Origin of the sequence: Paraburkholderia sp. MM5477-R1 (genome assembly GCF_050436385.1) — a bacterium.
In the GTDB taxonomy this organism is placed as follows: Bacteria; Pseudomonadota; Gammaproteobacteria; order Burkholderiales; family Burkholderiaceae; genus Paraburkholderia; species Paraburkholderia tuberum.
In genome coordinates this window covers 2,320,600-2,335,342 of sequence record NZ_JBNDMC010000007.1, presented here as the reverse complement: position 1 = coordinate 2,335,342, position 14,743 = coordinate 2,320,600, and the positions used below count along the sequence as shown (strand labels likewise).

Sequence of the window (14,743 nt, the reverse complement as noted above, 5' to 3'; positions counted from 1 at the left end):
TTTATCGGAAACAGGAGAAATAACTTGCCAGTCGTACAACTCAAGGCGGCCCGCGACTCCAGTACGAGCCAAGTCTATGTGCCGCCCCGCAGCCTCGTTGCCGACGGCTCCCTGCGGGAGCCGGACCTGATCGAAGTTCCCGCCCAGGGGCTGTTGTATAGCGCCACCACCTTCAATGGCCAGGCCTATGGAATCGTGGATCTCGACTGCGGCGCTCGTATCCAGGCCCTTCTTGCGGCAGGCACCGATCGTATCGGAGATCGCGTGATTGCGAAAACCGGTGACACCAACAATGAGACGAGATTCTCCCATGAATGACGTTTTGATCGCAGGCGTGGGCATGGTCCCGTTCGGCAATCACGGACCAGGCGTTGGCGTGAAGCTCGGGCGCGATGCGGCTCTCGCGGCATTGCAAGATGCCCATTTGACCTACGCCGAGATTGACGCCGTGGTTGTTGGTACAGCGCATCCCTTGTCGCCGCGAGGAATCTTTGTCGCTAAAGAACTCGGGCTAACGGGCGTGCCAGTCCAGCACGTCACCAACGCGTCCGCCACCGGGCTGTCGGCGATGCACTGCGCCCGGCAGGCAATTCTCTCGGGCGATGCACGACGGGTGCTCGTCGTGGGCATGGACTCGCCGCAAAAGGCAGTACCGGTGGAGGACATCATCGTGGCTGAAGGGAACTTGCCACCGGTCGTTTCGTTCGCGCTCTGGGCCAAACGTCGCATGCATGAATCGGGGACCACGCGCGAGCACCTTGCCGCCATCACGGCAAAGAATTGGAACTATGCGCGGGAGAACCCTTTCGCTGCCCGCCGCGCTCCCGAGCCGGTCACGATCGAGCGGGTGCTAGGCAGCCGCATGATTGCTGATCCGTTCACGTCGATGATGTGCACGCCTTGGGGAGAAGGTGCGGCCGCGGCCGTGCTGTGCAGCGACGACGGTTGGCCGGTGGGCGCGACGCAACCCCGGATACGTCTGGCCGGCAGCGCATTCGGAAGCGACGCGTACTCCCCTGAATTAATCCTTGAGGGCGCGATTGTGGGTCCGCCGGAACTTTCGCAGCGAACCGCGGCCCAGGCGTTGACCCAGGCGTCAGTGAAACGCTCCGATGTGGACGTCGTGCAGGTGCACGATGCATTCGCCGTGGAGGAACTGATGTACTACGAGCTCCTCGGATTCTCCGAACCGGGCCAGGCGGAAGCGTTAGTCGGCGAAGGGGCATTCGGACCCGGTTCGCGGGAGCGCTTTGGCCTGCCGGAGTTTTCAACCGACGGCGGGCTGCTTGCGCGGGGTCATCCGGGTGGACCGACCGGCCTCGCACAGATTTGGGAAACAGTGCGGCGCCTGCGCGGCAAGGATCGTGTGGGGATGTGCCATCTGCTTGGAGCCGGCTCCGTCTGCGTGGTTCAGGTGCTGGTGCGCGACTAAGGATTTAAGTGCGATAAGTAGTGTCGGTTTAATTTCGCACATTCAGTTGGTTAGCGGATTGCGGCATTTCCGGGAGTGATGGATCGGGCCGCAAAGCGCGCGAGATCTCCGTTTTCTCGCACATCGGAGGCCGAAAGAATCTGTAGCAGGGTGCAGAGCAATTCGATTCCCTGTCCTACAAATTGCATCGCGGCTACGGTAATAGGATCGATCCCGATCAAGGGAAATGAAGGAAGAGACGATGGCTAGCACAGGAAAACCTCTGCGTTTGATGGTCGAAAATTGGCTCGCACCGAATCGGGCGATGGCGGTTCGAGTCATCGAGTTCGGGCACTTCCGCTCACATCGGGGGCGCTATGTACGCGTCGAGGCACTTTGGCCGACGGGCTCGGTTTCAATGTTTTTCTTTCGCCACCGTGACGGCACATGGAATGTATTCCCGCCTAACCCCGAACGGCCTGCGATGGGTGTTTACTTGCACGCAGCGTGATTGCGGTACATGCGGGGACTCCTGTTAAGGTCTGCCGCCCCAGGTCGCCCAAACCGGAAAGGATCGCAAATGCTGAATTCGAAATTCAAATCGTGGACACCCAGGGGTGGGCTCTCGGCATGGGACGCGTCGGGGACATGATCTCGCCGTTTGCCGCTGGCGTGCTGCTCGGCACCGGGAGTGGCGGTCACGCGCTCTACACTGTTTTTGCCGTTCCCTTTGCGCTCGCCGCGGTAGCGGTTTTTATGTTCAGTAGATCTGGTCTTCAAATAGCAATGAAACAAGAAATCAGTCTCGGCTAAAGGGCTCAATTCGCTTTCCGCTCTTGGACCATTCGCGGCCCCGTGGTCGCGAGCGGCCCGTGCGTGCTCGATGCGGTGAAACCGAGGGCCGCCTTCGCGGCAAAGGTTGCATGGGAATGTGCCAGCCGCTCGGTGCCGGCTCCGTTTGCGTGACCCAGCAGCCTGTGCGCGAGCAGGGAAACGCCCTGCAAGAGGTGATAGTCGTTCAGGCGCCGGTTTGGCTGCGGACTATCGACCTCCTCATCGCATGAAAGCAAGACAAATACCGGGTAAATGCGGAGTAAATCGTGATTTACTTTTAAGCTTGGCCGTGGCTTACTTTAGCCAGTCGCACATGGCCGGATCAAGGCGGCGCCGACCGCCGGCGAAGCTTGCCGTCAACAAGGAGACAGACATGCATTTTCGAAACAAGGGTTGCTTAGGGGCTTTGACTGCCGCGTTCGTAGCGGCACTGCTCAGTTCGCATGCCATGGCAGAGAAACGCTATGACAGAGGAGCGAGCGACACCGAGATCAAGATCGGGCAGACATGGGCGCTCAGCGGTCCAGTCGCATCGGAGGCCTACGAAACGAAAGTGCAGGCCGCGTATTTCGAGCGCCTGAATGAGAAAGGCGGTATCAACGGCCGGAAAATCCGCTTCGTCACGTTGGACGATGGCTACAGCCCGCCGCGAACCATGGAGCAGACGAGAAAGCTGGTAGAGGAGGATGGCGTACTGTTCATTGCCCTGCCTTTTGGGTCGCCGACCAATGCGGCGACTCAACGTTACCTCAACGCTGCCAAGGTGCCTCAGATCCTCGTGACGAGCGGAGGATCTCGATTCGTTGACGCGAAGACCTGGCCCTGGACGACCGCCGCATTGCCCGCTTATCAACGGGAGGGCGCCATCTATGGGCGCTACGTTGCCCAGCTGGCGGCAGACCCGGCTTCCTCCTCGCACGCTCCGAAGGTCGGAATCCTCTACCAAAACGATGATTTCGGCCGGGATTTCGTCAAAGGCGTGAAAGCGGGCATGGGCGCCAAAGCCGCCTCGCTGATCGTAAAAGAAGTGAGCTACGAGCCCACCGATCCAACGCTCGACTCGCAATTGATTTCGCTGAAGGCATCCGGCGCCAACGTCTTTATGAACTTCACCACGGGACGTGCAACGAGCCTGTCCATCCGCAGAGCATATGAAATCGGCTGGAGGCCGCTGCAGATCCTCGACTCGCCCTGGGCATCGATCGAAGCGGTGCTGAAACCCGTTGGCCTCGAAAAGTCCACAGGCATCATCACTGCGAGTTACTTCAAGGAGCCGAGCGATCCTGCCTACTCCAACGAACCCAGCATGGTGCAGTTCGTTGAGTTCATGAAGAAGTATGTGCCGGACGTAAATCCCCGGTCCAGGAATGCGGCCATCGCCTATTTTGATGCCTCGCTTCTGGCCAGAATCATCGAGCAATCCGGCGACGACCTCACTCGTGCCAACATCATCAAGCAGGCTACCAGTTTGAGCAAAGTAGCCAGTCCTTTCTTGCTGCCTGGGATCACGGTGAATGTCGGCGACTCGGATCGCGATCCCATCAAGCAGTTCCAGATTGTTCGCTTTGATGGGACCAAATGGGTGCCGCAAGGCGCGCTTCTTTCGAATTGAAATACCGCGGCGTATGGATTCTGATGAATGATCACGACCACAGCACAGTCGAACGCGCCGGAGCGATCCGCCAACAAGCGCCAAGCGTTCTTGGAGGGGCGGTGATGGACGCTGAAAACACGGGGGTGATTGGCTCTTGCCTACCTCTTCTGCGCATCAGGGATGTCAGCGTCCGATTCGGGGGCGTCGTCGCCCTCGACAAGGTCTCCTTCGACGTCGAAGCCGGACAGATTTGCGGACTCATCGGGCCGAACGGCGCAGGCAAGAGCACGCTATTCAACTGCTTGTCGAGGCTGTATGACTGCAACGAGGGGAGCGTGGAAGTCGGCGGCATATCCACACTGTCGAGACCCAGGCACGAGATCGCGCACATGGGTATAGGTCGCACGTTCCAGAATCTTGCGCTCTTCAAGACCATGTCTGTGCGTGAGAACGTGCTGCTCGGCGTGCATGGCCGGGTGCAACCGCGTTTCTTGGCAAGCGCTTGGCGATTTCGTTCTGAACGCGTTGTCGAAGCGGACCATCAGCGGCGCGCGCAGGAGGTTATCGATAGCCTGGGGCTGGCGGCCGTCGCGGAACGCACAGTGTCGGAGCTGCCCTTTGGGACACAGAAGAGAGTGGAGATGGCGAGGGCCCTCATATCGCGTCCTCGCTTACTTCTGCTTGATGAGCCCGCGTGCGGTCTCAATCACGAGGAAGTCGAGGCGCTGGGGGGGCTCCTGCAAGATGTACGGCAGCGGTTCAAGCTCGCGGTGCTGCTTGTGGAACACCACATGGGCTTGGTGATGTCAATTTCCGACAAGGTGGTCGCGTTGAATTTCGGTCGCAAGATTGCCGAAGGCACGCCGGAAGCGGTACGCAATGATGGTCGAGTTATCGAGGCCTACCTGGGCAAGTCAGCGGAGCATTCCTATGTTGCTTGACGTGACTCAGCTCGCGGCCAGGTACGGCTCAACAAGCGTGCTCCATGGTGTTGATCTTCAGGTGGATAACGGCGAGATCTGCGCTCTGCTCGGTGCCAATGGAGCGGGCAAAACAACCACCTTGCGTGCCTTGTGCCAGTTGATGGTCAAGACGGAAGGCAAGGTGACTTTTTCCGGGCAAAGAATCGATGGCTGTACGACCGAGCGAATCGCAAGGGCGGGAGTGGCTCATGTTCCGGACGGAAGAGGAACTTTCCTTGGATTGACCACTGAAGAAAACCTGCTCCTTGGCGCGAGTTCGCGAGGCGGGGCGCGGGCCATCGCTTCCGATATCGAGAGGATGTACGGCTACTTTCCGCGCCTTCGCGAGCGCCGTAAGCAGCAGGCCGGCACGCTCTCCGGCGGCGAGCAGCAAATGCTGGCGATTGGACGTGCGCTAATGGGGCGTCCAAAACTGCTGATGCTGGATGAACCCTCGTTCGGCCTAGCCCCCCTGGTCGTTCAGGACATCTTCAGCATCATGCGGCGGATCAACAGGGAGGAGGGCATGGCGATCTTGTTGATCGAACAGAACGCCAACATCGCGCTGGATCTAGCGCACCGCGCTTACCTGATTGAACAAGGCCGCATCGTCATGAGCGGCAAAGCCGACGACATGCGCAAGAACGCGCGCATTCGTCAAGCCTATCTAGGGGACTGAGAATGGAAGCATTTGGCCAACAGCTTCTCGCTGGAGTAGGCACAGGCAGCATCTATGCGATCGTGGCGCTCGCGCTCGCAGTGATCTACCAGGCGACCCATCACGTGAACTTCGCTCAGGGGGAAATGGCGATGTTCTCGACGTATCTCGCATGGGTATTGATCCAGGCTGGCATTCCGTACTGGGCCGCGTTCCTCGTGACTGTCGCCGTTTCCTTCGTCATGGGGGCGGTGTTGGAGCTGGTCGTGATTCGACCTCTTCGCGACGCCCCAGATCTGTCCATGGTGGTGGTATTCATCGGCCTGCTGGTGACTTTCCACGGCATGGCCGGTTGGCTCTTCGGCTATGACAGCCACGACTTCCCCAGTCCGTTTGCCAACCTGCCATGGGGATTTCCACAGCTGTTGTCGGCTCATCAGGCCGGCTCGATTGCGCTGACATTCTTTTTTGGTCGCCTTGTTATTCGCCTTTTTTTACAGAACGAGCCTCGGATTGAAAATGCGCGCGGTTGCGCAAAATCGCGTTTCCTCTCAGTTGGTCGGCATTTCTGTCGGCAAGATGCTGATGCTAGGGTGGGGCCTCGCTGGAGCGATCGGCGCTGTATCGGGCTTATTGGTGGCGCCGATGGTTTTCCTGGACCCGTCCATGATGATGGGAGCGGTTCTCTATGCATTCGCCGGCGCCTTGTTGGGCGGGATCGGCAATCCTGCTGGCGCCGTTGTTGGAGGATTCCTGGTCGGAATTTCCGAAAATCTGTTGGGGACCTATGTGGTCGGCACCGATCTAAAGCTATCGATAGCGCTGTTGCTGATCGTGGTCGTTCTGATATTTGCGCCGGACGGCCTGTTTGGCCGTCGGGTCGTCACGAGGGTTTGATCATGAGCAATTTCCTCGATCGTGCATATACCGCACAGCGCGCCGTTGGCATTCCGTTCCGGCTTTGCTGGGCGGGATTGTTCGTGGTCGCGGCGGGCGTGCTCTTTGTCGGCAACGGGTATCAGCTTTTTCAAGCGACGATGCTGCTGGCGTATGCGGTCTCTCTACTCGGCCTAAACCTGCTGACCGGCTACAACGGGCAAATCTCCCTCGGACATGGAGCATTCTTTGGCATTGGTGCTTACACGGTTGCGATTCTCATGGATCGATTTGGTTTGCCCTACTGGCTCGTGGTGCCGCTGGCCGGAATCGTCTCGCTGGTCATTGGTTACGCATTTGCCTGGCCAGCACTCAAGCTCGATGGAATCTACCTGGCGTTAGCCACTTTTGGCCTTGGCGTGGCGACTCCACAGCTTTTGAAGTGCCGCTTACTCGAACAATGGACAGGCGGTGTTCAAGGCATTGCAGTGATAAAGCCAGCGGTGCCATTGGGGTTGCCTTTGTCGCAGGATCAATGGCTGTTTCTGTATGCGGTTTTGATCTGCGCGATCGTGTTCTGGATGGCCAACAACCTTCTTCGGGGGGCTGCCGGTCGCTCCATGCGCGCGATCCGTGACCATGCGCTGGCGGCCGAGGCAACGGGTCTTAACATAACGGGCGTCAAAACGAAGACCTTTGCCTTGTCCGCCGCTTATACGGGCGTGGGTGGCGCCGTTTCAGCACTGGCCGTGCAGTTCGTGGCGCCCGATTCGTTCTCCCTGTTTCTGTCAATCACTCTCCTGGTCGGGATTGTCGTGGGCGGTGTCGGAACGCTGTGGGGCGCCGCTTTCGGCGCGGTCTTCATTATGGTGATACCTGCTTTTTCGGAGAGCGTTTCCAAGTCAGCCCCTTGGGTCGTGTATGGGGTGCTTCTGATTGTTTCAGTCTATGTTCTTCCTGGTGGCATCGCGGCCTTGGGCAATCGCTATCGCCTGATGAGGTCGCACCGCTAATGTCCGTGCGCCGAGCCAAAAGAAGACAAAGAGAAAGTGACATGAAGAAGATAAACGCAGCCGGTTTGGCAGCGTCGGCAATCCGCGTCGCATTCGCTCGATCCAATACGTCGCGATGCGGATTGATTCGTTGTGACTGTGAGGGCGGTGCGCGATGATGTCGACGGATAACACACCACAGAGCGGTCTGCCCGGCGCTCTCTTTGACCTGGCCGGCAGGAAAGTTGTCGTGACCGGTGCTGCATCCGGCTTGGGCCGTATGTTTGCCGAAGCGCTTTCCCAATCTGGCGCAGCGGTGGCTTGGGTCGATCGCGAGGCGGAGGCGCTCGCGGCCTGCGAGGCCGTAGGCGTCTGCGATTGCCGCGTTGTCGCTGATCTTGGCGACGAAGCGGGCGTTTCACAGATGGCAGAAAAAGTCCTTGCCTGGTGTGGCGGAAAGCTAGACGTGCTGATCAACAACGCTGGCATCGCAACTCGGCCCGGGCGTTTGCTGGACGTCCAGGCGAAGGACTGGGATCGTGTCTTCGCGATCAACTTGCGCGGCGCCTTCCTGGTTACGCAGGCACTGCTGCCGGCATTGATTCAGAGCGGGCGCGGTTCAGTGGTGAACATCAGTTCTTATCTCGGCACCGTCGGTGTCTACCCAGGCTTCCCAGTCACCGCGATTCCCTATGCGGCATCGAAAGCCGGACTGATTGGCTTCACGCGGCAGCTCGCAATCGAGTATGCGGCCGAGCAAGTGCGGTCGAACGCGATCGCGCCGGGCTGGCATAGTGGCACGCGCCTTGGACGTGAGCGCGACACGACGGGCGGCGCCGCGGCCGTCGCGCAGATGGACGCCTTTGTCGAGCGGGAGGTGCCGCTCGGCTATAGAGGTAGGCCGGCTGACCTCGTGGGCCTCGTCATCTACCTTGCGAGCGATGCCTCGAGCTATGTCACGGGTCAAGTGTTTGTTCATGATGGCGGCATAACCGCCCGCTAACTCAGCGAGGTGAGCCGCTGGCGCTGCCGGAGATTCGCCCCGGTTTGACCTATACGATGGTCATTGCAAATGCATGGTTGGCTCTTGCTGCACGCAGCGATGGCCTGTTCCGTTGTCTGCACGTCGAAGCGCCCATCATTGCGTTCCCGCTGATCGGCGTCATCGGCTCAGTGCACCATTTAGCTCCCGCGATTGAGTTCTCGGTTCAGCGCGGTCATTTCGTCGGTGCTCGGGAAAGCGGGGTACGCGCTGAGTCGATCCATGAGCGCTTGGAGGTTCTGCGGCGCACGGGCCTTGTCCGCTGCCGCCAGCGCTTTGCGCAGGTCATGCGCTGTCAGGGAGGTGCAATAGGCCGGCGTGCCCGGCTGCTGACGCCAGGAGTCGGCAAGGCTTCCCGCATCGACCGGCTCGAACCCGGTTTCGTCCACCAGCGTCTGCGCGATCGCCTTGGCGGCCGCGTCATCGCCAGCAACCGGTACGGCAATGCGATCGGCTGCGCCGCGCGCTTTCCCCCCGTCCGCAAGCACGCCAGCCAGAATGGCGTTAAACGTCTTCACTACCGGGCGGCCGAACTGGGCGCTAGACCAGACGCTCTCGGGCTTGCCGTCATCGACTTCGGCGATATTGCCGTCGCGCACGGGATAGTAATTCGAGGTGTCGATGACGACGACGTCCGCCGGCACATCGGCGAACAGGCCGGCGAGCTCCGGGTTGTTCTTGAAAGGAATGGAAACGACGACGACGTCGACGTTCTTGACTGCTTCGTCCGGGGTGACCGGTTCCGCGCCCACCTTTTGGGCCAATTGGCGTAGTTCGTCGGGGGTGCGGGTTGAGGCCAGCTTGATGCTGTGCCCGTTCGCGGAAAATTTTTGCGCGAGCGTTGCGCCGATGTTGCCTGCGCCGATGATGCCTATTTTCATGTTCGTCTTCCTAAGTGTCGCCAGTGTCGGCTGCAAGCCAACGAGGGTGGAGTTGATTGCAGCCGAAGCGAGGCTGTGTACGTTACGTCAGACGGCCCGACGAGAGCCGATGATCGCCTTGGTCTCCAGGTATTCGCCGAAGGCAACCTCGCCCCATTCGCGTCCGTTGCCCGATTGCTTGTACCCGCCAAACGGCGCGGCAAAGTCCATGTCGGCATAGTTCAGCGTGACTTGGCCGGCGCGCAGCCTGCGCGCAACGCGCTCGGCCTGGGCCGGCTCGCCCTGGACGTAAGCCGCCAGCCCAAAAACCGTGTCGTTGGCGATGGCGATGGCGTCGGCTTCATCGGCATAACCGATGATTGCGAGAACCGGACCGAAGATCTCCTGCTGTGCGATCGCCATATCGTTCTTCACATTGGCGAAGACGGTCGGGCGAACATAGAAGCCCGTTTCCAGTCCCTCGGGTCGGCCAGGACCGCCGGTGACGAGCGTCGCGCCTTCATCGATGCCGGACTGGATCAGGCGCTGGATCTTGTTCCACTGCGCCTCAGATACGACCGGTCCCATCTTCGCGCTGCTAGCCGGATGCCCCACGGTCCACTGCTCGGCTGCGGCCCTGGCAAGCTCGGAGGCCTCCGCCATCCGCTCGGCGGGAACCAACATCCGTGTGGGCGCACCGCAGGATTGACCGCTATTGATCATGACGCCCGCGACGCCCGCCGCAACAGCAGACGCCAGATCGGCGCTGGGCAGGAGGATGTTGGGCGACTTGCCGCCCAGTTCCTGATGCACGCGCTTCACCGTCTGGGCTGCATTGCGCGCCACCTGGATGCCGGCTGGCGTGGATCCGGTGAACGAGACGAGATCGACATCGGGATGTGCGGTCAGGGCATTGCCCACGCCTGCTCCGTCGCCTTGCACCAGGTTGAACACGCCGGCAGGCGTCTTAGCCTCATGCATGATCTCGGCGAAGATCGTCGCCGAATACGGCGAGATTTCCGACGGCTTCACGACCATCGTGCAACCGGTCGCCAGCGCCGCGGCGACCTTGCAGGCGATCTGGTTGAGCGGCCAGTTCCAAGGGGTGATGAGCGCACAGACCCCGATCGGCTCACGCACGATGTGTGCAGTGCCGTGGGGGCCCTCGAAGCTATAGCCCGCGAGCGCAGTCCGACCGATCTGAAGGTGGCCGAGGCCGACGGGCACCTGATACTGCTCGGCAAGCCAAAGCGGCGCGCCCATCTCCTCCGAAACCGCGTGGGCCAGGTCTCCGGCACGCCGCTGGTAGGCGGCGATGATACGGTCGAAGAGCGCAAGACGGTCCTCGACCGAAGTCAGCGAGAAGGTCTCGAACGCAGCGCGAGCTGCGGCGACCGCTCGGTCGACGTCGCGGGCGTCGCCGATCGCGACTTGGCCGGAGACAGATTCATCCGCGGGGTTGATGACATCGATCACGGTGTCGCCGGCAGGCTCTACCCACGATCCGTTGATATAGAACTGAAGATTGTTGCGCATATCTGGACTCTCCATCGTCGTCAAAGGAGGCCAAGGTATATGTCGTAGACCTGGGCGTCAATTAGGCACCTGGAGTAGCGCTGGTAGGCTTGAGGATACCGCGTGCCATGGTCCAACCCGTTCGGCGGCTGTCTCCCGGTCGCCCTCGCAGCCCTTGGTCGACAGGGCCTGCAGGTCGCTCGTCAAGCAAACTGCCGATGTTCTGATCCTTCCGCCAACGCGCTTCCACCCGCCGCCGCGTCGAACGCCTGACGTGCGGCCTCGACCTCGGAAAACTTGACGAGCGTCCACTCATGCAGTGCCCGCAATGGCGGCTGCAACGTGCGCCCAAGAGGCGTGATCTGATACTGCACCGCCACCGGAGACAGCGAAACGACTGTCCTCGAGATCAGGCCGTTGCGCTCGAGCCGGCGAAGACTTTGAGTGAGCGCCTTCTGCGTGACGCCTTGGAGGCGCCGCCGGATGGCGTTGAAACGCTGCGGCCCGTCATCCAGCACGACCAGAACCATCATCGACCACTTGTCCGCGATCTGGTCGAAGAGTGCGCGGCTGGGACAGTCAGACGAAAAGCATTTCAGTTCGGGAACGGGCATGGTGGTTTCCTTCGATACACCTGGGCGACTTCAGGTGCCTAATTGACGGCAGGTATCAAACATATACCATGATGCCTTTGTTTGCAACGGAGCCTCTTCAATGTTTCACCCCGATACCAGCACCCTGTTTCGTCCCTTCTCAATCCGCTCGCTCAACCTGAAGAACCGGATCGTCATGGCCCCGATGACGCGGCTCTTTGCCCCCGAGGGCGTGCCTGGCGACGCGAACGTCATCTATTACCGGCGCCGGGCGGAAGGGCGCGTGGGGCTTATTCTGTCCGAAGGGACGGTCATTGACCGTCCTGCATCACGCAACGACGGCGGCATTCCGTTGTTTTATGGCGAGGCCGCGCTAGCCGGTTGGAAAGATGTGATCGATGCCGTCCACGGCGCAGGCGGACGCATGGCGCCGCAGATCTGGCACACCGGTTCCACCCGTTACATCAACAACTGGGAGCCCGATGCGCCGGTCGAAAGCCCATCCGGGCTAGTCGCGCCCGGCAACCCTCGCGGCGTGGCTATGACTGAAGAGGACATCGCTGATACGGTTGCCGCCTTCGCCAAGGCGGCAAGAGACGCCAAAGCGCTCGGCTTCGACGCGGCAGAGATCCACGGCGCCCATGGCTATCTGATCGACCAGTTTTTTTGGTCGGGGACCAACCAGCGGACCGATCGCTATGGTGGGCCGACGATCAAGGAGCGGTCCCGTTTCGCAAGTGAGATTGTCGCTGCCGTGCGAGAGGCCGTCGGTCCGGATTTCCCGATCATCATGCGGTTCAGTCAGTGGAAGCAGCAGGATTTGAGCGTGCGCGTCGCCGAGACCCCGGCGATCATGGAGGACTGGCTACTGCCGCTGGTTGAAGCCGGCGTCGATCTCTTGCACTGCTCGCAGCGACGCTTCTGGGAACCCGAGTTTCCTGAGATCGATGGCGAAAATGGGCTAAATTTTGCCGGCTGGGCCAAGAAGGTGACGGGTGCCGCGACGATCAGCGTCGGATCGGTCGGGCTTGAAAAGGATTTCGCCACCTCTTTTGCCGGCGAGGGATCGAGTCCTGCGAGCCTGGACCGTCTCGTCGAGCGAATGGAACGCGACGAATTCGATCTGATCGCCGTTGGCAGAGCCATTCTCAACGACCCAAGCTGGGTCAAAAAGGTCGAACACGGCGAATACGGCGCGCTGAAAGGGTTCGACGCAGCGGCGCTCGCCGAATTGGTCTGATGGTGAGTTCGAGGACGGGGAACATTCTTGGAACCCGTCCTTGTCGTTATTCGGACTTCATACTTTCCTATGGATGAAGGAAATGCCCAACCTTTTAGACTACACGGATAAAGTTGTGCTGATCACCGGCGGCGCTACCGGGATCGGACAAGCGACCGCGAAAGCGTTCGCCGGCCAAGGCGCGAAGGTCGTGATCGGAGACGTCAACGAGGGCGCGACGGAAACCGTTGCGCAGATCAAGCGGGCTGGCGGCGAGGCCTTGTTCGTGCGGACCGACGTAAGCGATCCTGCTTCGGTCGAAGCCCTCGTCAAGGCCACGGTCGATACCTACGGCCGCCTCGACTGCGCGTTCAACAACGCCGGCATCCTGCCGACAGCCACCCCCCTCGCCGAAATGTCGGTCGCGGACTTCGACAAGGTCATCTCGATCGACTTGCGCGGCGTGTTTCTCTGCCTCAAGTATCAGATCTCGCACATGCTGACGGCGGGGGGCGGCTCGATCGTCAACACGGCCTCAGTGGCCGGGCTAATCGCCGGCCGGAACACGTCTTCCTACGTCGCCGCCAAGCATGGCGTGATCGGTCTTACAAAGGCAGCCGCGCTCGACTATGCCACTCAGGGCATCCGCGTGAATGCCATCGCTCCTGGCCTGGTCGCCACTGCCATGACCAAGGGTTGGTTGGAAGACGCTGAGTTCAGTCAAAGATTGTTGCAGACCATCCCGCTCGCCCGCCCAGCGGAGCCTGAGGAAATGTCTGGCATGGTGCTTTTCCTCAACTCATCCCAAGCGTCGTTCATCACGGGGCAGACCTTCACCGTCGATGGCGGGCAAGTCCCCCGCTGATCGCGGTGCCGCCCGGTATCCAGAATCATGGATCGAGACAACGTGCTTGGAGAGCGGGGAGGCCAGTTGACTTGAGAGCACTGTTCGATCGCCTAGACGTGAATAGGAGTGTGCCCGGTGCGGCCCGGGCGCTCCTCATCGTCGGCGGCGCAGGTGGCGTCGGCTCGATCGCCGTCCAACTTGCACGCGTCCTGACCGATATCACCGTCATCGCCACCGCCTCGCGGCCCGAGACGATCGAGTGGGTTCGGTCGCTCGGCGCACATCTTGTCGTCGATCATTCGGCATCACCGGCCAGGGGTCGAGGCGCTGTCGCTCAATGCGCCACCGGCTCTCGTGTTCTGCACGACGAACACCTATGCACACCTCGCCGACATCGTGGAATGGATCGCGCCGCAGGGCCGCTTTGCGCTGATCGACGCCCCAGCGGTGCTGGACGTCAATCCCCTCATGCCCAAAAGCGTCTCGACGCATCGGAGTTCGTGTTCATGCGGTCGCTGTTCGGAACGGCCGATATCGGCGCGCAGGGGCAGCTTCCCGCTTTCTCCGGCGTCAATCGATCCAGGTCACCACTTCATCGAGTGGAGCACGTCCCGTCCGGAAATTGTTCGCTGCGTGAGCGGTGTCTTCGTACCCGAAAGAGATGCCAACCACCACATGTCGATCGTCGGAAATACCCAGATGGGAACGTATGAACTGTGGATACGAGGCCAAGGCTGCTTGCGGCGCAGAGGCTACTCCAAGATCCTGTGCCGCAAGGATGAAGTTCGCCAGGTAGGCGCCGGCGTCGACGGCACCGTACGTGCCGAGACAACGGTGGGTCGTGATGATCGCCACGTGTGGAGCGCCAAAAAAACGGAAGTTCTCCAGCGTTTGACGCGCCGAGCCTTCGCGATCGCCCTTTTTGACGCCCACGCTTTCATAGAGCCGCCAGCCGCATTCCCGACGGCGATCTTTCAAGACACCTTCATAGGACTGCGGAAATTCAAAGTCGGGCGCAATCGGTTCGTTTTTCTGAGCGAAGCGGGTGTACGCCTCCCGGAATGTATCGGCGGCGTCACCCGAAACGATGGTCACCTGCCAGGGCTGCACGTTGCCCCACGAAGGTGTTCGCTGCGCGGCCTCCAGGATGGACTCGATGGTGCTGCGCGCGACGGGAATCGGCAGAAAGGCTCTGCAGGTGTGTCGACGAGAAATCAAATTGTTTAGTGTGTTCGGCGGGCGGGTCATGACGCTGAAGAATGGTCGTTTAAAGTAAATCAGAATTTACACGCAAATCTGGGCTAGTGCAACGGAGCAACAGCACCAATGTGGTAGGGTTT

Annotated in this window: 15 protein-coding genes and 1 pseudogene; 11 read left to right on the top strand and 5 right to left on the bottom strand. The window is 60.5% G+C overall.

Annotated elements, in window-relative coordinates; genetic code table 11:
- Positions 1–24: 24 nt before the first annotated feature.
- The 9 genes and pseudogenes from OKW35_RS39865 to OKW35_RS39825 all read left to right on the top strand — a co-directional run bounded on the left by OKW35_RS39865 (position 25) and on the right by OKW35_RS39825 (position 8,330).
- On the top strand, positions 25–318 hold the full coding sequence (locus OKW35_RS39865) for a hypothetical protein (protein WP_429554928.1): 294 nt from the start codon (positions 25–27) through the stop codon (positions 316–318).
- Positions 311–1,432, top strand: a complete 1,122-nt coding sequence (locus OKW35_RS39860) for a thiolase family protein (RefSeq protein ID WP_184066935.1) — start codon at positions 311–313, stop codon at positions 1,430–1,432. Before OKW35_RS39865 ends, OKW35_RS39860 begins: the two co-directional genes overlap by 8 nt.
- Positions 1,433–2,014: 582 nt before the next feature.
- A complete protein-coding gene (locus OKW35_RS39855) occupies positions 2,015–2,224 on the top strand; it encodes a hypothetical protein (protein WP_429406397.1) in 210 nt (69 codons plus the stop codon).
- Between the two features lie 394 nt (positions 2,225–2,618).
- Complete coding sequence (locus OKW35_RS39850; RefSeq protein WP_184069165.1) at positions 2,619–3,857, top strand: ABC transporter substrate-binding protein; 1,239 nt, start codon at positions 2,619–2,621, stop codon at positions 3,855–3,857.
- A gap of 104 nt (positions 3,858–3,961) precedes the next feature.
- Positions 3,962–4,780 (top strand): ABC transporter ATP-binding protein, encoded by an 819-nt coding sequence (locus OKW35_RS39845; RefSeq protein ID WP_429408424.1) that lies wholly within the window; start codon positions 3,962–3,964, stop codon positions 4,778–4,780.
- Positions 4,764–5,480 (top strand): ABC transporter ATP-binding protein, encoded by a 717-nt coding sequence (locus OKW35_RS39840; protein ID WP_184069174.1) that lies wholly within the window; start codon positions 4,764–4,766, stop codon positions 5,478–5,480. The genes OKW35_RS39845 and OKW35_RS39840 overlap by 17 nt, the downstream gene beginning before the upstream one ends.
- A 2-nt stretch (positions 5,481–5,482) precedes the next feature.
- Positions 5,483–6,356: pseudogene (locus OKW35_RS39835) on the top strand (branched-chain amino acid ABC transporter permease).
- A 2-nt stretch (positions 6,357–6,358) separates the two neighbouring features.
- Positions 6,359–7,348 carry a branched-chain amino acid ABC transporter permease gene (locus OKW35_RS39830; protein WP_429554927.1) on the top strand — a complete coding sequence of 330 codons (990 nt, stop codon included), beginning with the start codon at positions 6,359–6,361 and terminating at the stop codon, positions 7,346–7,348.
- 154 nt (positions 7,349–7,502) lie between these two features.
- Positions 7,503–8,330: an SDR family NAD(P)-dependent oxidoreductase gene (locus tag OKW35_RS39825; RefSeq protein ID WP_429491855.1), complete on the top strand. Its 828-nt coding sequence runs from the start codon at positions 7,503–7,505 to the stop codon at positions 8,328–8,330.
- A 179-nt stretch (positions 8,331–8,509) separates the two neighbouring features.
- Here the strand turns inward: OKW35_RS39825 and OKW35_RS39820 are convergent, their stop codons facing one another.
- From OKW35_RS39820 to OKW35_RS39810, 3 genes are all read right to left on the bottom strand, one after another.
- The gene (locus OKW35_RS39820; RefSeq protein ID WP_429554926.1) at positions 8,510–9,286 is read right to left on the bottom strand and encodes an NADPH-dependent F420 reductase; all 777 of its coding nucleotides are present in this window, start codon (positions 9,284–9,286) and stop codon (positions 8,510–8,512) included.
- A 51-nt stretch (positions 9,287–9,337) separates the two neighbouring features.
- Positions 9,338–10,765 (bottom strand): aldehyde dehydrogenase family protein, encoded by a 1,428-nt coding sequence (locus tag OKW35_RS39815; RefSeq protein WP_429406384.1) that lies wholly within the window; start codon positions 10,763–10,765, stop codon positions 9,338–9,340.
- Between the two features lie 182 nt (positions 10,766–10,947).
- Positions 10,948–11,358, bottom strand: a complete 411-nt coding sequence (locus tag OKW35_RS39810; RefSeq protein WP_184063090.1) for a winged helix-turn-helix transcriptional regulator — start codon at positions 11,356–11,358, stop codon at positions 10,948–10,950.
- A gap of 100 nt (positions 11,359–11,458) precedes the next feature.
- Between OKW35_RS39810 and OKW35_RS39805 the strand changes: the two genes are divergently transcribed.
- Both OKW35_RS39805 and OKW35_RS39800 read left to right on the top strand, forming a co-directional pair.
- Positions 11,459–12,577, top strand: coding sequence for an NADH:flavin oxidoreductase (locus tag OKW35_RS39805; RefSeq protein ID WP_429554925.1), 1,119 nt, complete (start codon positions 11,459–11,461; stop codon positions 12,575–12,577).
- 82 nt (positions 12,578–12,659) lie between these two features.
- On the top strand, positions 12,660–13,421 hold the full coding sequence (locus OKW35_RS39800; RefSeq protein ID WP_429406380.1) for an SDR family NAD(P)-dependent oxidoreductase: 762 nt from the start codon (positions 12,660–12,662) through the stop codon (positions 13,419–13,421).
- Between the two features lie 92 nt (positions 13,422–13,513).
- Here OKW35_RS39800 and OKW35_RS39795 read toward each other — a convergent pair whose 3' ends face one another.
- Positions 13,514–13,702, bottom strand: coding sequence for a hypothetical protein (locus OKW35_RS39795; RefSeq protein ID WP_184063084.1), 189 nt, complete (start codon positions 13,700–13,702; stop codon positions 13,514–13,516).
- Positions 13,703–13,973: 271 nt separating this feature from the next.
- Positions 13,974–14,651 carry a nitroreductase gene (locus OKW35_RS39790; RefSeq protein WP_429554924.1) on the bottom strand — a complete coding sequence of 226 codons (678 nt, stop codon included), beginning with the start codon at positions 14,649–14,651 and terminating at the stop codon, positions 13,974–13,976.
- Between the last annotated feature and the right edge of the window lie 92 nt (positions 14,652–14,743).